We start from the raw sequence: 21,938 nt of genomic DNA, 5'->3' as shown, positions 1-21,938 counted from the left end.
TACAGCAGACGAAGAATGTTCTGAGAGCAGTATGCCTACTAGTGGCCGTCACTGCCGCCAAAACGTCGGTGTGAGGATGACCAGTACCGAGAGGACTTCCAAGCGACCAATCCACATCAGAAAGACCATGTAGAGTTTTGCAGCATCCGAGAACGGTAGGAAGCTGTTCATTGGGCCAACAACACCGAAGCCCGGCCCGATGTTCCCAAGCGTAGCAATGGCGACGCTCATCGCCTCAAGCCCAGACAACGACACGTCAGTTGTGCGGAGGCTATCGAGATACAGAAGCACCGTCGAGAGGGCAAATATCGTCAAAAAGAGCATCATGAACACGAGTACATCTCGGGTCGTCTCCTCGTCGACGACTTTCCGGTCGAGTCGCAGCGGTCTAACTGCCTCAGGATGGACGGACGTGAACAGCGTTCGAAAGATGGACTTTTTGACAAGAACCCACCGGACAATCTTGATTGAACCGGCTGCCGATCCCGCAGAGCCACCCAGAAAATACGCGAACAACAGTATCGTCTGTGCGGAGGCATCCCAGGTGTTGAAATCCATACTCGCGTACCCAGTCGTCGTCACGATAGCAATCACCTGAAAGAGTCCCTGTCGGAGCGAATGTTCCAGGTTTCCGGGGATGATGTCGAGGTTTACCGGCGGTTCGGCGAGTCCAACGCCGAGAAAGAGCACTGCCGAGATCAATGTTCCGAAGCCGAGGATGGCAAGTAGATACGAACGGAACTCTGTATTGTTGGTTAACCGACGAGGCTCTCCTCGAAAGACGTACCAGAACAGAGCAAAGTTCGTCCCCGCGACGACCATAAACGGCATCACTGCCCATTGGACCGCAGGCGTGAATGCCTCAACGCTCCGTGCCTCCGGAGAGAATCCACCGGTAGGCAGTGTCGTGAGTGCGTGCGCAACCGCATTGTAGAGGGTCATGTTCGGCGCTAATCCACTTAGATGCAATCCGTAATAGACGGCAATCGCGAGAACGGTGAACCCGGCGTAAATACTCCATAGCCCGCGCGCAGTCTCTTGAATGCGCGGCGTCAGCTTCTCCAGCGAGATACCCGGCGCTTCCTGATTCATGATCTGGGCACCTCCAACCGATAGCTCCGGCAGGATGGCGACCATCAACACGAGAATACCCATACCACCCAGCCATTGGGTGAGCTGGCGCCACATCAGCATCGCGTACCCATGGCGTTCAACCGAAATCTCCCCGAGAACGGTCGCACCGGTCGTCGTGAATCCACTCATGCTCTCGAACAGGGCGTTGACGGGATTTGCAACAGTGCCTGTTCCGGCGACGAGGTACGGAACCATCCCCACCAACGGCACAACCAGCCACGCAAGACTCACCAGGAGGAATGCCTCCCGGTGTTTCAACTCGCCATCGTTGCGAACTTGCTCTAAGAGGGACCCACCGCCAACCATGAGCACACTAGTGGTAATGAATGGAATCGGGTTTTCACCGTAATAGAACGCCAGAACAAGCGGGAACAACGGCGTAAGGCCAATATATTTGAGAACGGTCCCGACAAGGGCCACGCTTACCCTATAATCGACGTGGATGCTTGGTGTGCGGGCCATCGAACGTCTATGACAGTCGAACAATGAACGGATGGACGTTTCGGTTCGGCGGCTCTTCGGGGGAGACTATTCATTGGCTCATCGTGGAATCATTATAATCCAGTCGAATCTCGTGTCACATTCGAGTTATGTATTCAGTACGACTCGCTGGGCATCATCTGAAACTAGTAGGATCTTCAACGGTATGTTCGCACCTGTAGTGAGCGGCTGGTTCACTGCTTTCGACGTGAAACAAACGAAATCGTCGTGCTGCACTAATGCTCTGTATCTTGCACGCCCATTCTGCTAATTGCTGGAGAGGTTGAGCGAAGCGTGCGAGATACATGGCGCAAGTCTTGTACCGCGGTACACCACGGACACGAACAGAAGCAGTACTCGACAGACTCAGATGAATGAGTCACCGAAAATCCTTTTGCGAAGTCACCTTTTGTGACTGTTCGCCCATTCGTGGTGGTGGCCAAGCGTTCCGAGCGCGACGCGAGAATCGCCACTCGAATCGACTCCATCGACAGTCAGGGCGAGGACACCGTCGGTCCCGACGAAAATCGTCCCATCGACGATCGTCGCTCCCGAGGCGATGGGTGTGTTGATCGTCCATTCGATGGATCCAGATACGGCGTCGAGGGCGAGTAGCGTTGCGGTATCGTCCTGCCAGCCACTGAGAACGACGAGGTCGTCGGCTACAGTTGCCGGAGAAATAGTCGAGTCGTCGATATCATCGAACTCCCAGACTTCGTCGCCGGTCGCAGCCTCAAGCGCGTAGACCGTGCCGTGCCAAGACCCAATGTAGAGGGTCTCATCAGCGACAGTTGGTGACGCAAACCGCTCCGAAACGCCCGTGTCGACCTCCCAGAGAGGATCGCCAGTGACGGCTTCCAGCGCGTGGATTACCCCATCGTGACTTCCGACGAAGACGGTATCGTCCCAGACCGTCGGTGAGGAGCGGACTCGATCGCCAGTCTCGAATCGCCACTCTTCTTCACCATCCTCTGCATCGAGCGCATACACATGTCCGTCGTTGCTCCCGATGAAAACCCGCCCATCAACGACGGTGGGAGACGAGTAGATCGGGTTACCGGTTTCGAACTGCCATCGGTCTTCGCCGTCAGTCACCCCGAGCGCGTAGACAGTCGCGTCGGTCCCGCCGACATATACAGCATCCCCCGAGACCGTTGGTGAGGACCATCCCGTGCCGTCTGTTTCGAACTGCCAGTTTTCGTCGCCGGTCCCTGCATCGAGGGCATAGACGTTACCATCCTCACTGGCGACAAACACGGTCCCACCGACTACTTGTGGACTGTTAAACACAGGACTGCCGGTCTGGAAGGTCCACTCGATACTCCCGTCAGTTGCATCCAGTGCCGACACATATCTGTTTCGTGTTCCGCCACCGACGAACACCACGTCGTCGATAACTGTCGGCGGGCGACGAACACCGGAGGACGGTAATGCCTGCTGGTGCCACTTCGTCTCAGGGCGTGTTTGCCCGTCATTGAGACAGCCCGCGATCATCCCTGTAGAGAACATCCCCGTTGCCATCAGGAACTGGCGTCGATTCATGTACTGGAACTCTATTTTTTCGGGGAGGGATTATAATCGATTTGAAACCTATAAGAGCGATTTGAATTATTGTGCTGCACTTACCCTCTATGTTCACCACGACCACGAGAACGTATCACTCTCTAAGGATTTCAACAGAGCCTATTTCTTGGAATAGCACTCATTGTCTGGAAAGACAGCCGAGGCTAACAGATGATCAACTTCCTGCCTTCTGACTATCGAGATACCCATTGACCAGTAGCGGAGCGATCACACCGACACCGATTACAATCGTCCCAGAAATCCAGGTTGGCGGATCTGACACCATCAAAACAATACCTAAGATGAGGATCGAAAGCGCGATACAGAGCGCGATTACCTTGTTTTCGCGGGAAACCATGCCCGGTATATCATCAATGTAGAATAAGTCCCTTCTGGTGGAATAGAGCTAGATCACCAGATCAGGCTTTGAAATCCTCAGGGTCTGACAAGAACCAAGTGTTGAATATAGCGCGCGAGTCTTGCACGAGTGATTGGTCTGATTGAGACTGGTGCGACCGCTCAGTACGGAGTATAGACAGATCAATCTGGGAGATAAACAATCGCTCACGTATCATAGGCAAGTTGGTCGTTTTTCTCCTCGGCCTACTGTTCATGGCTCGGTAACTGTTCGAAATAGTTTTCTGTCAACCCATCAAAAATAATGAATGTATGCCCTCCAGTAGATATCGTCGCCAGATTATCCACTCTGGAGTTATCAGTCTGATCGGGTTTGCAGGCTGTAGTCTGCGAACACAATCTGAGATCCAACTCGGTGGAGTCCGAGTGGAAAATTTCACGCAACAAACTCAACAGGTCAGTATTACTGTGAGAAAAAATGGCACCTCGGTCTATGATTCCACGGTGGATGTTGAGGCGGCGTCAACGACCGATGATGGTGAGAATGTCTTTGGTACCGAGTTTATCAACTGTACATGGGATCCTGACAACATGGAAAACTTTGTCGTGACAGCACAGCATGAACGAACCGACGAAACCGTACGCATTGGAGCCGATGAAGACCTTAACGGAGGATGCTACTGGGCCAGTGTTCACGTGGATAGCGGATTGAACGCTGTTTGGAACGAATGCGAACCGTATGATGGTGCTGGCCATCTCTGTTATGAGTGAAGATCAGACCATCGCCATCATCGCTCTATACGCAGTGCTACTGAGCAATTGATTTGTCAGCGAAAGCGTGAGACCAACAGTGGTCGAGTGCTGAATACAGCCTCTAGGCCGTGTTTAGATGCGGAAACAATCGGCTCTCACGCGTTGTTCTCTACGTACGAAACTGGACCGTGAGGTGGTCACCACCGTATTCTGGTTAGACGAAGGGACTCCTGACTCGTCCATTCAGGAGCGTCTAAACAAGGCCCAGCCTCTATATTCAGCAGCCCGTTCCTCTCGGAATCACTGACATTTTCCCTCCTCGGATGCAATAGCGAGCCCCCGTTCGAGGTTGTGAACGACGCACTTGATGACGAGTTCACGGAACTGCTTCCACCAGAGACGTGAGCGCACGAAGGCCCCGTATCTCTGTTTGATTGCCGCGTTGACCGTCTTGTTCATGTTTCGGCGATGGTAGAGGTCGCTGTCCAGCCGCGCATTCCTCGCCTTGTGGAGTGAGGTGAACTCACGGTGCTTGATGAGTGGCCGAATATCGTGGTCACGGGCGAGCCGCCGGAGTTTCTGGTCGTCGTATCCCTTGTCACCGGTCAACACCGCGATGGACGCTGTGTTCCGTTTCACCATCTGTGGCGCAATCTGCGTATCGTGCTTTCGTGTCGTCGTTACATGAATGTCGAGTACTGCGTTGGTCGCCGTATCGACTAATAGCGTCGTTTTTAACTGCTGAATGGTGAGGTTCGTACGCTTCGTGTAGTGTGTTGAGGCATGTGCTCGCTCAAATCCGGAGGCATCGATGCAAGTGACGCCGTTGAGCGGCAGGTCCGCGAGTGAAACGTTCAGCAGAACCCGCCAGACCGCCATCTCCAAGCGGTCGAACGCTTTGCAGAGTGTCGAGGGGGCCGGAATCGAATCGATATCGAGAGCGTCACGAATGCGGGGCATTTCGATGAGTTCATCGACGAGGTCACGGTACGTAGTCGTCTTCTTCACCTTGAGACAGAGCAAGACAACGTGTTGCCGGAGCGTGAACCGCTTTCGCGAATAGCGAGTCGAAAACCGGTTGACAGCACGGCAAGCCAACACCATAGCCCGTTCAACGAATCGAAGAAGCCGTGACTTCGGGAGAGCATCCATCTCCTCTTTAGCTACTCACCTGTCGTGTTTGTCAGCAAGGGTTTCAACAAGGCCACTTTAACGAACGGGATCTGTATGGGTTTTCCTCACGTGTTAACCAGAGCGCATCAGTATTTTCATACGCGGAATACGCCTGGCGCTCAGATAGCCATCGAGCTAACATCTGTGCTGTCCGATTCTGAAGACTGACGCGCCAATGCTCACGATTCTTCGAACTCTCCTCCTTCGGCACGCGTAACACTCTGTTCTCAGCATCAACCCAGTGGGTGCGGGCGCGTTCAACTTCGATCGGACGCAATCCAGCGTCGAGGCTGGTCGCGACTAGCGACGGGACCTTCCAACCGTTTGCCCGCTTCCAATCCTCGGGCGTCACTTCCGATTTCGGTTTCTCGAAGCGCTGAGCGAGATGCGCCCGCCACCGATCACGGCTCTCAGGAGAGAGGTCGTTGTAACCAGGTACGCTTCCGTACTCGAGCGCTGCGTCGCGAAGTTTCCGACGCTCTTCTAGCGTGACGAAGTCGCGTGGCTGACTCGCAGTATCCGCTGAAAAAAAGGTAATCGAAGGCTCCCACGAATCCAAACCGTGTTCGTGTTCGCGCCACTTGAACAGCATCTGGACCGCTTTCTGATGGTTCGACTTGTCTGCGTTGCTCGTATCGCGGTACGCGAGCGCTTTCATGTAGTCGTCAGCGTGGTCGTGGGTGATGTCCGTGACATAGCGTTGCTCTTGTTCCCAGACCCACCGATAGAACATATCCATTCGATTCGCTCGGGTCTTGACCGTCGAGAAAGCATGCCCCTCGACGTGATCCGGATCTTTACCGAACCGTAGCAACCATCTGAGGCAGTCCTTCCGCTGGGTGCGGTAATCCACGAGCTGGCGTTCGTTGAGTTGTTGTTCCGTTGGCCCAGGAACGAGGGTGAGTTTGTCCAACTCGTCACCGCTCATCGAATCGCCCTCCTTGCCTTCGGGGAATGGGCTCTCCCCAAATGGTAGTTGGTTCACGAGGACCGAATCCCGAATCACAAACCAAACCGAACGGTGGTCGCTTCCTCGCGGCTACCCCTATGATCGCTCCCTGGGCTCGAACTCGGTCATGGTCATCAAACATCCCGAACGTCGTCCGTGTGCCGCGACACTGTCGGAAGGACTGTGGTACAATTAAAAACTCAGTCCTTAGTGAACCCGTCAGCGTCACCCGACCGAATCGATTCCCTCCGTTCTGTTGAAGAGGTATCTCACCGGTAGATGCGCTCTGGTCTGACGGATGTCGAGGCCATCGCGGGGTTCGGAATCCGGCGAGTGTGGATGCCGGACAATACGGTCGAATCGCTATACGTCGGCGGGTTATGCTAGTCCGTCTAATGTATTTGCCCTGGGGTGGCATTATCGAACACCGATCGCCACAGCTCAAAACCAGGGGACGACGGAAGGATGAGTGCTCCGACGGGGATTTGAACCCCGGTCATTGCCTCTAACAGAACAATGGGGGGATCTTAAAAGCCAGCGACACGACGCGTCGTTGCCCCGTGATGGATGACGAGACAAACGAGTAGCGTCGGCGTTAGAATCGAGTCACTGTAGCGATCTCCTCTTTGTTGACGTCTTCGAACGCGGCTTTGGCAATCGTCCGGAGGTGGACTTCATCAGGGCCGTCGAAAATACGGAACGGACGCACGTCTTCGTAAAAGTATCCGAGCGGAAGGTCCTTTGCAATCCCGTTGCCTCCACAGAGCTGGACCGTCGTGTCAATAATTTCATTTACGACGTTCGCTGCGAACACTTTGCACATCGCAACCTCGATCCGGGCTTGATTGCCACGTTCGATCTCTCCAGCGGCGTGCCGAATCATCGTTCTGACTGCGTGTAGTTGCATCTCTGCGCGGGCGATATCGAACCTTGGAACCTGTTTCTCAGCAATCTTGCTCCCGAATCCCTCTCGCTCGCTGATGTACGCTTTAGCGACTTCAATAGCGCGCTCGGCCATCCCGGAGTACCGCATACAATGGGTAAGCCGGGCCGGACCGAGTCGTTGTTGGGCGATCGTGAATCCCTCATCTCGATCACCGAGGAGGCTCTCAGCGGGAACCCGAACGTCGTCGTAGCTAACCTCTGGATGATTCATCCCCCATGAATCGCCGACGTGTGCGACGTTTCGTTCAATTTCGACACCAGCCGTCTCCGTTGGGACAATGAAGAACGAACACCCTTCGTACGGGTGTGTATCCTCGTTCGTCCTCGCCATGACGAACAAGATGTCCGCTTCGTCGCCCTGGGATGTCCACCACTTGTGGCCGTTGATCACCCACTCATCACCGTCTCGCGTGGCAGTGGTCTTCAACAGTTTCGGATCTGATCCACCGCCTTGCAGAGGCTCTGTCATCGAAATCGCAGAGGTCACCTCCCCAGCGACGAGCGGTTGGAGCCACTCGTCTTTCTGCTGTTCCGTCCCTGCGATGAGAAGCGTATGCATGTTTCCTTCGTCGGGTGCATCCACGCGGAGTGCTTCCGGCCCAAGCAGGCTCTTCCCGGCTTCTTCGAACATGAGAAGCGAATCGCGGAAACTCAATCCCTGCCCACCGTACGCTTCTGGTATCTGGGGGGCATAGATCTCTCGGTCTCGCGCTTCTTCCCGTAATTCATCGATGGTCTCGGTAGAGAGATCACCTCCCCGAAGCACTTCGTCCCGTTCCCGGGGAATGACGACGTTTCGGATGAATCGTTTCGTCCGGTCTGCGAATTTGACTGCGCTCTCGGGCTCATCGTACTCGATATGCATATGCTCCCAACCATCATAGCCGATATAACAGTGGTGACTCGGGACACTGTGACTGTTGGGTGGGAGCCGTGATCTGTCTTCAACTCTCGTGGAGACGAGTCGTTCCCTGTTCGCCTTGTACCATCTGTGACTACTAGGAAACATCTACCCTGCAATGGTCAGAATCTATAAATCATCTTTAACACCGCTGATGTGGCCGGAACTGGTGGTTGGTAGCAAAACACATGGACTCGACACGACACAATCCAGAGTTATTGGCTCTGGATACTGGTGGAACGATGACCGATTCGTTCGCTGTCGATCAGCAGGGACAATATACGGTCGGGAAGGCACAAACAACACCGGAAGACGAATCGGACGGGGTCATCGACTCGTTCAACGACGCCCTCGGAAAGTGGGACACGTCAATCAGGGACGGGTCGGGGTCACTTCGAGGGACAGTGTATTCGGGCACAGCGATGCTCAACCGATTGCTCGAACGAGAGGGGGAAGCCGAAATCGGTCTCATCACGAACCGAGGGTTCGAAGACGCTCATCGATTCGGCCGCGGCATTCAGTCGTGGGCAGACCTCTCGTATGCTGGCCGGTTGCACGCACGCGAACACGAACATCCAGACCCGATCGTCACGCGCGAGAACGTTAGAGGGGTACGGGGGCGCATCCGGCTTACGGGTACCGAGATGGTGCCGCTCAACGAGGCCGAAGCGTACGACGCGATCGAGGAGTTGCTCGACAAGGATTTAGACGTCATCTGTGTCGCGCTGCTCTTTTCATACCAGAACCCAGCACACGAACAGCGGATCAAGGAGATCGCCGAAGAGATCAAAGCCGAACGCGGAGACGAGACGCCGATTTGGCTCTCGAGCGACCAGAATCCGGTCCGTGGTGAGCTTCCACGACTTAACAGCCTCGTGCTCGAGGGATACGCCGTCGAACCTTCGCGCGAACAGTTACAGAATATCGACGATGCGCTACAAGGGCGTGGGTACGAGGCGCCCTTCCGCGTCCTGACGTCTTCCGGAGGAACGGTCGCCCCCAACCACGACTGGTTGGTCGAAACGATGGTATCAGGGCCCATCGGCGGAATCTTCGGCGGCGAGTACCTCGCCGACGAGTTGGGGATCTCGAACCTCGTCTGTTCAGACGTCGGGGGGACGAGTTTCGATGTCGGGCTCATTACGGAAGGTCACTATCCGACCCGTTGGGACCAGTCGCTCGCGAAGTTCATGGTCAACATCCCCATGGCTGCGATGGATACGATCGGCTCCGGAACCGGATCGTACGTTCGCGTCGACCGGACGTCCAATCGACTGGAAGTCGGTCCCGACAGTGCGGGATATCTTGTCGGCGTGTCCAACGAGGACTCCGGCCTGGAAACGCCGACCGTTACGGATTGCACGGCGATGCTCGGGTACATCAACCCCGACTACTTCCTCGGTGGGGACATCCCGCTGAGCGTCGAGCGTGCGGAAGAATATATCGCGGAGCAGATCGCCGAGCCGCTCGATCAGGACCCAATCGAAACCGCGCGGGGCGTACTCGATATCGTCGAACGGAACATGACGAACGAACTCCGGGGGATGATTCTGGGGCTTGGATACTCGCCGGAGAATTACACCCTCGTTTCGTACGGCGGTGGCGGACCGTTGCACGCAGCGGGATACACGCGACCGGTCGAGTTCCAGGACGTGTTGATTCCGGAGTGGGCCGCTGCCTTCTCCGCCTTCGGCTGTTCGACAGCCGACTACTCCTATCGGTACGACAGATCACTCGATCTCGTCATTCAACCGGACATGAGTAATGCCGAACAGGCCGCCGAAGTGCTCACTGAGACGTTCCAGGGCCTCAAAGACCAGGCGACTGCGGCCTTCGAGCGCGACAATATCGATCCCGACGAGACGGCGTTCAACCCCGGCGTCCGCATGCAGTACGCCGGCATGCTCGACGATCTCGAAATCGCCATCCCGGACGACATGTGGGATGGTGAGCTCGCGGCGAGCGATCTCGATCGGCTGATTGAGACGTACGAAGCGGAGTTCGCGAAGGTGTTCAAGCGCGCGGCGAAGAGCCCGGAACTCGGGTACATGGTTACCGTCGCGGTCGGGACGGGCGTCGCCCCCTCGCCGAAACCGTCGATTCCGGACGATGATCTGGTCGAAGCCGACGAACCGTCCGAGAGGGCGCACAAGGGCGAACGCGACATCTACTGGGACGGCGACTGGCATGCGGCGACGATCCTCGAGATGGAACACATCCAGCCGGGGAACACAGTGACTGGCCCCTCGGTGATCGAGGCACCGGCGACGACCATCCTCGTCCCGCCCGGCTACGAAGCACCGCTCGACAACAACCGCATCTACCACCTCACGGAACAATGAGTCACGACCCACTCTCAGACGTCACCGAAGAAACGCACCCATCCGTCGACCCCCCGATCGGCTGGGACGACCATACGCTCCAAGAGATGCTCGACGAAAGCGAGCAACTCCTGGAGGAGACCGGCCGCTACTACGGACGCGAGACGCTCGAACTAAAGGAAGAGGAGCCGTTCCGCTACGAGCGCATGTTCGCGCGGCTCCGCGGCGCTCTCGTCAACGCCCGGGAAACGGCGCTGCACGTCAGCGCGTCGGCGATCGTCCGCGAGATCGGCGAGCTCGCGTTCCAGCTGTACACGCCGGAGGGCGACTGCATCGCCACGTCGACCGGGATCATCGTGCACGTTCATACCGGTAGCCTCGCGATCAAGTACATGATCGAACAGGGGTACGAGCACGGCCGGACGATCCAGCCCGGGGACATCTTCTGTAACAACGATAACGACATCGGGAACGTTCACACCACGGACGTCCACACCATCGTGCCGATCTTCCACGATGGAGAACTGATCGCGTGGGCTGACGGCGTCACTCACGAGGTTGATATCGGCGGCTCGACGCGCGGTCACGACCAGGTCGCCTCGACGAGCCGGTACGACGACGGCCTATACGCGACGTGCGAGAAGATCGGCGAAAACGACGAGATCTATCAGGACTGGAAGGACCGCGCTCAGCGCGGGACCCGGACACCGATGTTCTGGGACCTCGACGAGAAGTGCCGGCTCGCCGGCTGCCACATGATCCGCGACGCACTCACGGAGATGGTCGAGGAAGTCGGCGTCGAGAACTACAAGAAGTTCGCCCGAGAGGCAGTCGAAGAAGGGAGACAGACGCTCGAATCCCGAGTCAGAGAGCGGCTCTTCCCCGGAACCTATCGGGATGTCAGCTTCATGCCGGTCCCCTTCAAGGAGGAGAGTGGCGACCCAGTCTCGCAGAAGGATATGCTGAATCACCTGCCGGTCGAGATCGAAGTCGACGCCGACGGGGAACTCTCACTCGATATGACCGGAGCGAGTCCGCCCGGCCCACACCCCTACAACTGTGCCGAGGGATCGATGCAAGGCGGCCTGTGGGTGTCGCTGACCCAATGTCTCCTCCACGACGGCAAAGTCAACGACGGTTCGTACTTCGCGGTTGATGCAAACTTCCCCGAAGGCAGTGTCGTCAACCCACAGGACCCCAGCTACTCCTATCACACCTCCTGGGGGTCGATCATGCCCACGTATCAAGCGGTCTGGAAGAACATCTCGCGTGGGTTCTTCGCGCGTGGATTCCGCGAAGAGGTCAATACCGGCTACAGCGAATCAGGGGACACAATTCAGGGGGGCGGGTTCAGCGAGATCACGGACGAATACTTCCCCATCGCACCGTTCGACCTCTCCTGTCAGGGCATGGGCGCGAGTGCAGTCCGTGACGGACTCGATTACGCCTACACGATGTGGAACCCCGAGACCGACATGGGAGACATCGAGGAGTGGGAACTCATCGAACAGGGGCTGCCGTTCCTGAGTCGGCAGATCAAACCCAATACTGCTGGACACGGGAAGTATCGAGGCGGAGCCGGGTGGGAGACGATCCGGGTCGTGGATCAGAGTTACGACGTCTCGGTCTACAAACACGTTCGGCCGGGGGTTACGAACAGCACCTCCGGGATGCACGGCGGCTACCCCCAGGCGACGAACTACTCCGTTCGCGCCCACGAGACGGACGTCGAAGACCAGTTCGCGGACGCCGAGTACCCGATCGGCGACAAAGTCCCTGGCGACCTCGACGAGGACGTCGACGGCGAGATCGTCCGCACCGAACGTGGCCTCTACTTCCCGAAACGGTTCGAGAACTACGACTTGGTGTACTACCACATGGGCGGCGGCCCCGGATACGGGGATCCGCTCGACCGACCGTTCGACCGCCTCAAAGCGGACGTCGAGGACGAGGTGTACACCCCGGACGTGGTCGAGACCGTCTACGGCGTCGTTGGCGACCTGGACGAGGACGAACGCGAGTTCACGATCGACGAAGAGCAGACCGAGAACCGACGCGAGGAAATCACGGAAAAGCGACGCGAGGAATCCCGGCCGGTCAGCTCGTTCATGGAAGACGAACGCAAGCGACTGATCGACGGCGATCTGAGCGAGCCGGTCACGTGGATGTACAGCGGCGTGTTCGACCGCGACGACGCGTGGGTGGACGAGTTCCGCGACTTCTGGGATCTCCCCGCAGACTTCGAAATCAACGAGGAGTGATTCACAATGGCAACAGACAAAGCCCAAATCGAGAAGCTGATCGACGGCACGCTACCCTGGTCCGAGCTCCGCGACGACGTGCTTCCGGATCCGAAGGACACCGAGCGGTTCGAAACGACGATCGAAGTCCTCCAAGACCGAGTCGACTGGGACGACACGATCCTCGTCCCGTTGAACGACCACCTCTTCGTCGTTGCAGGCGACGACGGCCGCGTCGTCAAGGCCGAATGCGGGCACGACCTCTGTACGGCCGACGACAACTGGAAGCTGGACTGCCAGATCCGCGTTCGGGAGGAGCAAGACGAAACGAGCGATCTGTATCCGGAACTGATGACGCCCGACCCGGACTGGACGTTCCAACTTCGGGAGTACTTCTGTCCGGGTTGCTACGCGCTGCTCGACGTCGAGGCGGTCCCCGCCGGATACCCGATCCTCCAGAAGTTCCAACCGGACATCGACACGTTCTACGAAGAGTGGCTCGGCGAACCGGCACCGGATAAGCAGTAGTCTCGGAACCCCGAGACTCGACGACCCGATTTCCAATTTCCGTTAATGACCACCACGAACCAACGAACGCTGAAATCCGCTTTCGAGAAGAGCTTCAGAAAATACGCCGATCGCGTCGCGGTCCGGTTCGCAGACGAGTCGCTGACCTACGCCGAGATCGACGCTCGAGCGAACGCCTTCGCACACGCGCTCGCCGATCGCGGCGTTGAGCCGAACGATCGCGTGGCGCTGATGCTGACCAATCGGCTCGAGTATCTCATCGCCGATTTTGGCGTGATCAAGGCCGGCGCGACGAAGGTGCCGCTCAACGACAGGCTCACCGCGACGGAGTTCGAGTACATGCTCAACGACTCCCGGGCCGAAACGATCGTCTGCGGCCCGGCGTTCCTCGAGACGGTCGAGGACTTGCGCCCCTCGCTGGACCACGCGGAGACGATTATCGGCGTTTCGGACGAGGGATCAGTTCCAACGGGGTTCGAAGCCTTCGAGGACCTCACTGGAGAGCGATCGGCTCCACCGGACGTCGATCCGGACCCGACCGAGTACGTGGGCCACTACTACACGGGCGGAACGACGGGGCAACCGAAGGGCGTCCTCCACTCGTACGAGAACATGACGGTGAACGCGTACTCCCACATCATGGAACTTGGGATCACCGAAGACGAGACCATGCTGTTGATGACGCCGCTACCGCACTCCGCCGGCGCGTTCTTGTGGGCAGGAGTACTCGCCGGCGCGACGGTCATCGTCAGAGACGGGTTCGATACCACGGTCGCCCTGTCCACGATCGAGGCCGAAGCCGTGACGTGGACGTTCATGGTGCCGACGATGATCTACCGCGTCCTCGATTCACCAGAATTGTCCGACTACGAGACGTCCACGATCGACACGCTCGTCTATGGCGCCGCGCCGATGACACCGGCACGATTACAGGAGGGGATCGACACGTTCGGACCCGTATTCCTGCAGTTCTACGGACAGACGGAAGTGCCGAACCTCATCACCACATTCCCCAAGCGCGAACACCAGCTCGCCATCGAGCGTGAGTTGACCGAGCGCCTCTCGTCGGCGGGCCAACCCTGTCTCATGACGGACGTCAAAATCGTCGATCCCGAAACTGGAGACGAACTGCCCGGAGGCGAGGAAGGAGAGATCCTCGCGACGGGGCCGTACGTAATGGACGAGTATTTCGAGCGCCCGGCAGAAACCCAGCAGACGCTCACCGACGACGGATGGGTTCGGACCGGTGATATCGGGACAATCGACGACGACGGGTACGTGTACTTACTCGACAGGACCAGCGACATGATCATCACGGGAGGAATGAACGTCTATTCGACCGAAGTCGAAGACGTTCTTATCGAACACCCTGCCGTGAGCCAGGTTGCTGTCATCGGCGTCCCGCACGACGAGTGGGGCGAGGCAGTCAAAGCGATCGCGATCCCAGCCGAGGACGGCCCCGACACGCAATCGCTCGAAGAAGACCTCCTCGCCTTCGCCGATGAGGAGCTTGCAGACTACAAGAAACCGAAAAGCGTCGATTTCGTCTCGGAGATCCCGGAAACGCCGTACGGAAAAATGGACAAGAACGCGCTCAGAGATCGGTACTGGGAGGATCAGGATCGAGCGATCGGCTAATCTGACTGCGGCGGGGAATGGTGTTTCTTTTAGCGTCCCGTAATATCCGGCTGGCAGCCAGGGGTGACCGAGTACGAGAACCGACCGCGGTTAACCGCAGGAGCGAAATAGCGGCGCCGACGATTCCCTCACGAGCTCCTTTCTCACATACCGTGGATCAGGTAGTCAAATGCCTCTCTAGATATTTCATAGCGACTAAGCTATCTGAAACTCAACTGTGTACTCTCTCCGATGACACCGGCAGTAAGGCCCCTTGCTCGAGAGCTGGCCGTCCCGTACTACGCGGAGGCTCTCCCAGCACATGATCGGTTCCACGCCAAGCGGGTCCATGATCTCGCACTGCGGTTAGCAACCGAGTGCGAGGGCAGTGTGAACCGAGACGTACTGTCAGCAGCGGCGTGGTTCCACGACATTGGCCGGCCACGGGAACGGACTGGCGAGATTGACAATCACGGACACTGGGCCGCAGATGAAGCGGCAACACTGCTGGCGGCCGAATCGGTGCCGGCCGAACAAATCGAAGCGATCGAGCACTGCCTTCGAGCACACAGTATTCGCCCCTCATCCTCGGAGCCGGAAACGCGCGAAGCGAAGGTGCTCTTCGACGCGGACAAACTGGATGCTGTCGGCGCCCGCGGGCTCATTCGGCTGGCCTGTCTCGTCGGCGAGCGATCCGGTCGCGCCGGGGAAAAATATGCTGTTCTCGACGACCCAGCGACGCTTGAGATGGAGCCGGCAGACGGACCGGATGTGTCGCTCCTTCGGGAGTGGGCCAGAGAGCGACTGGATGCACTGTACACGTCACCGGGACGCCAACTCGGCACGTCGCGATGGGAGTTCATGGAGGCGTTTTTCAGCCAGTTCCGCGCGGAACTCGGGGTCGACACAACCGACTAACGCAACGCAGGGGCGATTCGTTCTGCCAGATTAGCTTAGCGGGGCACCGAAAGAGAGAGCGCCAGCCCGCCACCCCGTGGTTCTGCGTTCGTACACACAGTAACGCCTCTGCGGTCGCTCCTTTCGCGATCTCGTGTCTCGACATTGCCATGCAGCCCGTGACGGAACCATGCCGGAAAGGCGGCACCGCTGCAGACGCGGACAGCAACGCGGCCGAGGTCGATGGCCCTGACGAAGGTTACCGGCTACTGAACGCTCAAACAGACTGCCAGTTACGTAACGACTTTGTGGGCAGGCTAACCACCGAAGTGTATGGATTCACGAATCGAGGGGTTCTACAAACTCGATGTTGAGGACCGCCTCGCCGAGGTCGCGGGCCGGGCGGACCTCTCCGACGAGGCGATCGAGCGCATCCGCGGGACTGGACTCGGCCTGGACGCGGCTGATGACGTCAGCGAGAACGTGATCGGGACGCTCGAGTACCCGCTGGGCGTGGCGACGAACTTCCGAATCGACGGCACGGACCGGTTGATCCCGATGGCGATCGAAGAGACGAGCGTCGTTGCGGCCGCCTCCTACGCGGCGCGGATGGCGCGCGCCACCGGCGGCTTCGAGACGCAGGTGAGCGGGCCGAAGATGATCGCCCAGATCCAGGCGACCGACGTCACAGCCCCGGACCACGCGAAGATCGCCGTCCTCCGCGCGAAGGAGGAGCTCATCGACCTGGCGAACGAGCAGGATCCGGTGTTGGTCGACCACGGCGGCGGCTGCGAAGACGTGGCCGTCCGCGTCGTCGAGACGCCACGCGGCGAGATGCTCGTCGTCCACCTGATCGTCGACGTCCGCGACGCGATGGGTGGCAACGCGGTCAACACGATGGCGGAGGCGCTTGCCCCGGAGATCGAACGGCTCACCGGCGGCGACGTGAGCCTGCGCATCCTCTCGAACCTGGCAGATCGCCGCCTCGCGCGGGCGACCTGCACCATCGAGCCCGCCGCCCTCGAATCCGAGGAGACGGCGCTCGACGGCGAGGCGGTGCGCGATCGCATCGTCGACGCCTGGGCGTTCGCCGCGGCCGATCCCTACCGCGCGACGACACACAACAAGGGTATCATGAACGGGATCGACGCCGTCGCGACGGCGACGTTGAACGACTGGCGGGCGATCGAAGCTGGCGCCCACGCGTACGCCGCTCGCGACGGCTACGGCCCGCTCACGAGCTACGAGGTCGACGCGGCGGGGAACCTCGCCTGTTCGATCGAACTCCCGATCCAGGTGGGCACCGTCGGCGGGGCGACCCGGCTCCATCCGGTCGCCCAAGCGGCGATGGAACTGCTCGATGTCGACTCCGCCGACGAGCTGGCGGGCGTCTTCGCCGCTGTCGGCCTGGCCCAGAACCTCGGCGGGCTCCGGGCCCTCGTCAGCGAGGGGATCCAGGCGGGCCACATGAGCCTGCACGCGAAAAACATCGCGACGCAGGCCGGCGCCCCCGCGGAGATCGTCGACGACGTCGCTCGCCGGATGGTCGCGGAGGATGCCGTCAGGCAGGACCGGGCGGAAGCCCTCATCGACGAGCTCACATGAGCGTGCGCATCGGCTGTGCCGCCGGGTTTTGGGGTGACCGCCCCGATGCCGCCGGCCCCCTCCTCGAGCGGGGCGACCTCGACTACCTCGCGTTCGAGTACCTCGCGGAGGTGACGATGGGGCTACTCGATCAGTTTCGCCGGAACGATCGGCCGGGCTATGCGACCGATTTTATCCGCTACGTCGTCGAGGACTCTCTCGAGGCGGCCCTCGCGCGCGACGTCACCCTCGTCACCAACGCGGGCGGGCTCGACCCGGCGGGGTGTGCAGCGGCGGTGCGCGACCGGGCCGCGGCGCGCGACCTCGACGTCACCGTCGCCACTGTCGCCGGCGACGACCTCACCGACGAGTTGGACGCCATCCACGCGTCCGTGCCGGACGGCCTCGTCCACGCCGATACCGGCGAGTCGTTCGATGCGGTTCGCGAGGACGTCGTCGCCACCGCGGCGTATCTCGGGGCGTTTCCGATCGCCGAGGCGCTCGCGCACGACCCGGACGTCGTCATCACCGGCCGGGTGGTCGATCCCGCGCTCGTCCTCGGTCCGCTGATCGCCGACCACGGCTGGGAACGAGACGAGTGGGACCGCCTGGCCGCAGGCGTTGTGGCCGGGCATCTGATCGAGTGTGGGACGCAAGTGACCGGGGGCAATCTCTCGAAGGGGTGGCGCGACGTTGACTTCGCGTCCATCGGCTACCCGATCGCCGCCGTCGACGGCGATGGCGCGATCCGGATCACCAAACCACCCGGCACGGGCGGGACGGTCTCCACAGCTACGGTCGCCGAACAACTCGTCTACGAGATCGGCGATCCAACCCGGTATCTGACCCCCGACGTCACCGCCGACTTTACGACACCAACCCTCGAGGCCGTCGGACCGAACGCGGTCCGCGTGACCGGCGTCCAGGGGCGGGCGCCGCCGGAGACGTACAAGGTGAGCGTCCACCATCGGGCCGGCTACAAACTCGCCGGCAATCTGCTGTACTCGGCCCCGGACGCGCTAGAGAAAGCCCGACACGCAGCCGAGATCCTACGCGAGCGGATCGACACCCTCGGCCTCGAGGTGACGGAGACGAACGCAGAGTACATCGGCCACAACGCGACGCACGGCCCGGCAGCACCCGACCGCGAGACCTACAACGAAATCATGCTGCGGTTTGCGGCCCGGGGCGAGAACCGCGACGACCTCCAGCGGCTGGGGATGGAGTTTGCGCCGCTGTCGCTAGCCGGCCCCCCGTCGGTCGCTGGACTGACCGATCAGGGACGACCGAGTCCCCGGCCGATCGTCGACGCGTGGCCGACCCTGGTTCCGAAAGCCGCAGCCACCCCCACGGTGACCGTCGATGAGTGAGCACCCCGCAGTTCCGACACGGCCGGTGCGTGTCAGTGAACTCGCCAGGGCCCGCTCGGGGGATAAGGCCAATACGCTCAATATCGGCGTCATTGCGGACACGGAGGCGGCCTACCGTCGCCTCGAGGCCCAGCTCACGGCCGCCGTCGTGGCGACCCGGTTGGACGGCCTCGTCGAGGGAGCCGTGACGCGCTACGCGCTGCCGAACATTCGCGGCTTCAACTTCGTGGCGACGGACGCCTTGGACGGCGGCGGGCAGGCAAGCATCCGGTACGATACGCAGGGGAAAACGTACGCGGCGGCGATCCTCCAGCTCGAGTTGCCGGCGTGGGAGCCGGAGACGGCTGCGCCGGCGGAGGGGCGTGGGTTATAGGACGGGGCCCTGCTAACAGGCCGCTATGACAGCTGAGGACGGCGCACCGGATGAGCGGGTCTGGGCCAGTCAGTGGTATCGCGTCACGCCGCGCTCGTTCGAACACATCGAACTCTTCTTCGACCCGGAGCGGGTGATCTACGCCTTCGCCGGCGACTCCTACAAGTCCTTCCTCCTCCGACGCGATGGCCGGGAGCAACGGGCACACGAGCTCGGCGCCGAGTATCGCGACCGCCCCGCGGAGCGCATCCTCGCGGACGAGCGCCACGAGGCGACGCCGGCCTCTGCCCTCCGCGAGATTCGGGTGCGAAGCGGCTCGCTCCTTCGCAAGCCGAAACTCGTGCTCAGAACTGCCGAACGAGACCGGACCTTCTACCACCCTGCCAGAGCCCACGAGGTCGACCCGCTCGCAGCGCAGGTCGCCGCACTGTATCCGTCGGTGCCCGTGGTCGTGGATGGGGACCGGACGAGTGAGCCGGTCAGGAGTCGATGACGCGTCGCACGTCGGCGGCGATCTCGGCGCGGGCGTTGGAGTCGGTGAGCAGACTCACGACGATCATCACGATTGTCGCGACGATGAGCGTCAGCGCTTCGACGGCGGCGCCGGTCGACAGCGAGAAGTCATAGAACGTCACGGCGACGGCGAGCCCGAGGTTGAGCACGAGCGCGACCGCCGCGGCGGCGATCGCGCCCTCCGTGGTCGCTCCACGCCAGTTGAGCCCGACGCCGAGCAACGGCACGAGCGCCGCCGCGAACAGGCCCCAGCCGACGACGCCGAGGAGGCCGACGAGGATTTCGACGTAGTAGACCAGCAACACGGAGCCGACGATGATGACGGCGGTGGCGATCCGGTGGGCCCGGAGTTCGGCCCGGTCGCTCTCGTATTCGTACCCCAGGCTCACGGGGATGTCACGGGCGAGGTTCGCCGCGCCGATGTTGATGAACGCGTCGCTCGTACTCATCACGGCGCCGACGGCGGCGGCCAGCACGATCCCCGCGAGGACCGCCGGGGTGAACTCGACGAGGAAGATCGGGGCCGCGTTGTCGGGGTTCTCGAGCGCGGCGAACTGGCCGGTCTCGACGAACGCGCGCATCCCGACGCCGAGGGCGAGCATCATCAGCGAGGCGGCGAAATACGAGAGCGCGGCGATGGGCGCGCCCCATTTCAGGAGGTTCGTATCCCGGATCATGTACAGTTTGTGCGCCATGTGGGGTTGCCCGGAGTTGCCGACGACGAACAGGAAGAACCACGAGAGGCCGAGCAGGACGGGAAACGCCCCGAACGCGCCGGCGAACTCGGGGCTCGCCTGGGCGATGTCCTGGCTCATCTGCGTGAACCCGTCGCCAGCCCGGAGCGCGATGACGAACACGGCGATGCTGCCGACGACCATGATCGCGCCCTGGATCAGGTCGGTGTAGATGCCGGCGATCATCCCGCCGCCGACGGTGTAGACCCCGATGACGAGCAGGCCGATCGTCAGCGCGACGACCTCGCTGACGCCGAGGACCGTCTGCAGGATGAACGCGATCGCGAGGAACTGCACGCCGAGATACGAGATGACGCCGAGCAGGACCGAGACGGCGACGAGCAAGCGCACCGTCTCGCTCTCGTAGCGGGCGTAGGCGGCGTCGGGAATGGTGAGGATGTCCCGGATCTCGGCCATGAGCCGCATCTTTTTGCCCAGGACGAACCACGAGAGGGGGAACGCCAGCGGCGCCGCGATCGTGATCCAGAGGAAGCCGTAGCCCCCGTTGTAGAACAGGCCGGGCCCGCCGATGAAGCCGAAGCCACTCATGACGGACGCGAACGCGGCGAACGCGACGGCCCAGATCCCGAAGCGCTTGCCGGTGACGAGGAAATCTGCCGTACTCTCGGTCTTCCGGGCGGCCCAGAGGCCGATCGCCGCAATCCCGAGGAGGTAGACCACGACGATCCCGACGATCACGGTGTTCATCGCCTCCGTCGGGTCGGTCTGCAGGAGGGCGTCCGCGCCGATCATCGGTCCTCACCCTCCTCGCCGCCATCGGCGACGGCGGCCGCCGGCTTGGCGTTCAGCTCCCGGAACTCCGCGGCCTGGTCGTCGTTCCAGATGTACGTCTCGAACAGGTACGGGTACGCGAACATCAGATACAGCGCCGGGGGCATCCAGAGGGCGTAGACCACGACGGCGGTCGCCCGCGGAAACCCGAACCAGTAGGTCGGATCGGTGTACGCCGGGTTCTGGAAGTGAAAGTACCACAGGAGCGCAAAGCCGACCCCCAGGATGAGCACGAGCCCCGTCGCGAGCAGGACGAACGGCGTCGGGCCGTGACGTCTGGCGGACGACTGTGTCCCGATCAACAGGTACAGCGCGAAGAACAGGACGGTACCGATCGAAAAGGTGATCTGGCCGACGGTGCCACCGGTGACCATCGCCACGAGCATGACGACGAGCACCGCTAACGCGCCGAGGACGTACTTGTCGGTGTCGAACTTGACGGTGGTAGACATTGGCGATCACGCATAACAAGCAATTAATATAATATATATGTTTTGGGTGACTTTCTTCAAATCAGACTATAGCGGGCCAATCCGGCGTGGTTCTGACAGCGATCGATAACGTCTGCGGCGATCGCCTCCGCTCAATCGGCGAGTGTGGGGTAGCGGTCTCGACGGGCCACGGAAGCAGCTCAAACGATTGTCGATCACACCCTCGGGGCGCCCGCATCGAAGCCCCACTGACACTAGGCGTGATGCCCGTCCAGATGGTGTC

18 protein-coding genes are annotated in these 21,938 nt (G+C 60.4%); 10 read left to right on the top strand and 8 right to left on the bottom strand.

Going from position 1 to position 21,938, the window contains the following annotated elements:
* Positions 1-48: 48 nt before the first annotated feature.
* The 3 genes from AC6I6X_RS10980 to AC6I6X_RS10970 form a co-directional block, all read right to left on the bottom strand.
* The gene (locus tag AC6I6X_RS10980) at positions 49-1,596 is read right to left on the bottom strand and encodes a TrkH family potassium uptake protein (RefSeq protein ID WP_497930567.1); all 1,548 of its coding nucleotides are present in this window, start codon (positions 1,594-1,596) and stop codon (positions 49-51) included.
* 420 nt (positions 1,597-2,016) lie between these two features.
* Positions 2,017-3,135, bottom strand: coding sequence for an outer membrane protein assembly factor BamB family protein (locus AC6I6X_RS10975; protein WP_497930566.1), 1,119 nt, complete (start codon positions 3,133-3,135; stop codon positions 2,017-2,019).
* A 217-nt stretch (positions 3,136-3,352) separates the two neighbouring features.
* Entirely contained in the window at positions 3,353-3,535 is a 183-nt protein-coding gene (locus tag AC6I6X_RS10970) for a DUF7987 family protein (RefSeq protein WP_497930565.1), read from the bottom strand.
* Positions 3,536-3,960: 425 nt separating this feature from the next.
* Between AC6I6X_RS10970 and AC6I6X_RS10965 the strand changes: the two genes are divergently transcribed.
* Positions 3,961-4,305: a hypothetical protein gene (locus AC6I6X_RS10965; protein WP_497930564.1), complete on the top strand. Its 345-nt coding sequence runs from the start codon at positions 3,961-3,963 to the stop codon at positions 4,303-4,305.
* A gap of 282 nt (positions 4,306-4,587) precedes the next feature.
* Here AC6I6X_RS10965 and AC6I6X_RS10960 read toward each other — a convergent pair whose 3' ends face one another.
* The 3 genes from AC6I6X_RS10960 to AC6I6X_RS10950 form a co-directional block, all read right to left on the bottom strand.
* Positions 4,588-5,439: an IS5 family transposase gene (locus AC6I6X_RS10960; RefSeq protein WP_497930563.1), complete on the bottom strand. Its 852-nt coding sequence runs from the start codon at positions 5,437-5,439 to the stop codon at positions 4,588-4,590.
* A gap of 43 nt (positions 5,440-5,482) precedes the next feature.
* Positions 5,483-6,388 (bottom strand): site-specific integrase, encoded by a 906-nt coding sequence (locus AC6I6X_RS10955; RefSeq protein ID WP_497930562.1) that lies wholly within the window; start codon positions 6,386-6,388, stop codon positions 5,483-5,485.
* Positions 6,389-7,004: 616 nt separating this feature from the next.
* Complete coding sequence (locus AC6I6X_RS10950; RefSeq protein ID WP_497931280.1) at positions 7,005-8,213, bottom strand: acyl-CoA dehydrogenase family protein; 1,209 nt, start codon at positions 8,211-8,213, stop codon at positions 7,005-7,007.
* Positions 8,214-8,443: 230 nt separating this feature from the next.
* Here AC6I6X_RS10950 and AC6I6X_RS10945 point away from each other — a divergent pair, with 230 nt between their 5' ends.
* From AC6I6X_RS10945 to AC6I6X_RS10905, 9 genes are all read left to right on the top strand, one after another.
* The gene (locus AC6I6X_RS10945) at positions 8,444-10,597 is read left to right on the top strand and encodes a hydantoinase/oxoprolinase family protein (protein WP_497930561.1); all 2,154 of its coding nucleotides are present in this window, start codon (positions 8,444-8,446) and stop codon (positions 10,595-10,597) included.
* A complete protein-coding gene (locus tag AC6I6X_RS10940) occupies positions 10,594-12,837 on the top strand; it encodes a hydantoinase B/oxoprolinase family protein (RefSeq protein ID WP_497930560.1) in 2,244 nt (747 codons plus the stop codon). The genes AC6I6X_RS10945 and AC6I6X_RS10940 overlap by 4 nt, the downstream gene beginning before the upstream one ends.
* Before the next feature lie 6 nt (positions 12,838-12,843).
* Positions 12,844-13,344: an acetone carboxylase subunit gamma gene (locus AC6I6X_RS10935; protein WP_497930559.1), complete on the top strand. Its 501-nt coding sequence runs from the start codon at positions 12,844-12,846 to the stop codon at positions 13,342-13,344.
* 45 nt (positions 13,345-13,389) lie between these two features.
* The gene (locus AC6I6X_RS10930; protein ID WP_497930558.1) at positions 13,390-14,982 is read left to right on the top strand and encodes a class I adenylate-forming enzyme family protein; all 1,593 of its coding nucleotides are present in this window, start codon (positions 13,390-13,392) and stop codon (positions 14,980-14,982) included.
* 231 nt (positions 14,983-15,213) lie between these two features.
* On the top strand, positions 15,214-15,879 hold the full coding sequence (locus tag AC6I6X_RS10925; protein WP_497930557.1) for an HD domain-containing protein: 666 nt from the start codon (positions 15,214-15,216) through the stop codon (positions 15,877-15,879).
* Positions 15,880-16,191: 312 nt separating this feature from the next.
* Complete coding sequence (locus AC6I6X_RS10920; RefSeq protein ID WP_497930556.1) at positions 16,192-17,463, top strand: hydroxymethylglutaryl-CoA reductase, degradative; 1,272 nt, start codon at positions 16,192-16,194, stop codon at positions 17,461-17,463.
* Positions 17,460-18,812 carry an acyclic terpene utilization AtuA family protein gene (locus AC6I6X_RS10915; protein ID WP_497930555.1) on the top strand — a complete coding sequence of 451 codons (1,353 nt, stop codon included), beginning with the start codon at positions 17,460-17,462 and terminating at the stop codon, positions 18,810-18,812. The genes AC6I6X_RS10920 and AC6I6X_RS10915 overlap by 4 nt, the downstream gene beginning before the upstream one ends.
* Positions 18,805-19,185 (top strand): AtuA-related protein, encoded by a 381-nt coding sequence (locus tag AC6I6X_RS10910; RefSeq protein ID WP_497930554.1) that lies wholly within the window; start codon positions 18,805-18,807, stop codon positions 19,183-19,185. Before AC6I6X_RS10915 ends, AC6I6X_RS10910 begins: the two co-directional genes overlap by 8 nt.
* Before the next feature lie 25 nt (positions 19,186-19,210).
* Complete coding sequence (locus AC6I6X_RS10905) at positions 19,211-19,678, top strand: hypothetical protein (RefSeq protein ID WP_497930553.1); 468 nt, start codon at positions 19,211-19,213, stop codon at positions 19,676-19,678.
* Here the strand turns inward: AC6I6X_RS10905 and AC6I6X_RS10900 are convergent.
* Together AC6I6X_RS10900 and AC6I6X_RS10895 are read right to left on the bottom strand one after the other, a co-directional pair.
* Positions 19,665-21,185, bottom strand: coding sequence for a sodium:solute symporter family transporter (locus tag AC6I6X_RS10900; protein WP_497930552.1), 1,521 nt, complete (start codon positions 21,183-21,185; stop codon positions 19,665-19,667). The genes AC6I6X_RS10905 and AC6I6X_RS10900 overlap by 14 nt on opposite strands.
* Complete coding sequence (locus AC6I6X_RS10895; protein WP_497930551.1) at positions 21,182-21,676, bottom strand: hypothetical protein; 495 nt, start codon at positions 21,674-21,676, stop codon at positions 21,182-21,184. The genes AC6I6X_RS10900 and AC6I6X_RS10895 overlap by 4 nt, the downstream gene beginning before the upstream one ends.
* Between the last annotated feature and the right edge of the window lie 262 nt (positions 21,677-21,938).

Source organism: Halosolutus sp. YCN4, from assembly GCF_059736495.1.
Note: the sequence above shows the minus strand (reverse complement) of the source record. Positions and strands in the feature narration are given on the sequence as shown.

Coding starts and splice junctions, on each gene's coding strand:
- AC6I6X_RS10980 (WP_497930567.1), bottom strand. CDS start 1,596: ATGGCCCGCACACCAAGCATCCACGTCGATTATAGGGTAAGCGTGGCC.
- AC6I6X_RS10975 (WP_497930566.1), bottom strand. CDS start 3,135: ATGGCAACGGGGATGTTCTCTACAGGGATGATCGCGGGCTGTCTCAAT.
- AC6I6X_RS10970 (WP_497930565.1), bottom strand. CDS start 3,535: ATGGTTTCCCGCGAAAACAAGGTAATCGCGCTCTGTATCGCGCTTTCG.
- AC6I6X_RS10960 (WP_497930563.1), bottom strand. CDS start 5,439: ATGGATGCTCTCCCGAAGTCACGGCTTCTTCGATTCGTTGAACGGGCT.
- AC6I6X_RS10955 (WP_497930562.1), bottom strand. CDS start 6,388: ATGAGCGGTGACGAGTTGGACAAACTCACCCTCGTTCCTGGGCCAACG.
- AC6I6X_RS10945 (WP_497930561.1), top strand. CDS start 8,444: ATGGACTCGACACGACACAATCCAGAGTTATTGGCTCTGGATACTGGT.
- AC6I6X_RS10940 (WP_497930560.1), top strand. CDS start 10,594: ATGAGTCACGACCCACTCTCAGACGTCACCGAAGAAACGCACCCATCC.
- AC6I6X_RS10935 (WP_497930559.1), top strand. CDS start 12,844: ATGGCAACAGACAAAGCCCAAATCGAGAAGCTGATCGACGGCACGCTA.
- AC6I6X_RS10930 (WP_497930558.1), top strand. CDS start 13,390: ATGACCACCACGAACCAACGAACGCTGAAATCCGCTTTCGAGAAGAGC.
- AC6I6X_RS10925 (WP_497930557.1), top strand. CDS start 15,214: ATGACACCGGCAGTAAGGCCCCTTGCTCGAGAGCTGGCCGTCCCGTAC.
- AC6I6X_RS10920 (WP_497930556.1), top strand. CDS start 16,192: ATGGATTCACGAATCGAGGGGTTCTACAAACTCGATGTTGAGGACCGC.
- AC6I6X_RS10915 (WP_497930555.1), top strand. CDS start 17,460: ATGAGCGTGCGCATCGGCTGTGCCGCCGGGTTTTGGGGTGACCGCCCC.
- AC6I6X_RS10910 (WP_497930554.1), top strand. CDS start 18,805: ATGAGTGAGCACCCCGCAGTTCCGACACGGCCGGTGCGTGTCAGTGAA.
- AC6I6X_RS10905 (WP_497930553.1), top strand. CDS start 19,211: ATGACAGCTGAGGACGGCGCACCGGATGAGCGGGTCTGGGCCAGTCAG.
- AC6I6X_RS10900 (WP_497930552.1), bottom strand. CDS start 21,185: ATGATCGGCGCGGACGCCCTCCTGCAGACCGACCCGACGGAGGCGATG.
- AC6I6X_RS10895 (WP_497930551.1), bottom strand. CDS start 21,676: ATGTCTACCACCGTCAAGTTCGACACCGACAAGTACGTCCTCGGCGCG.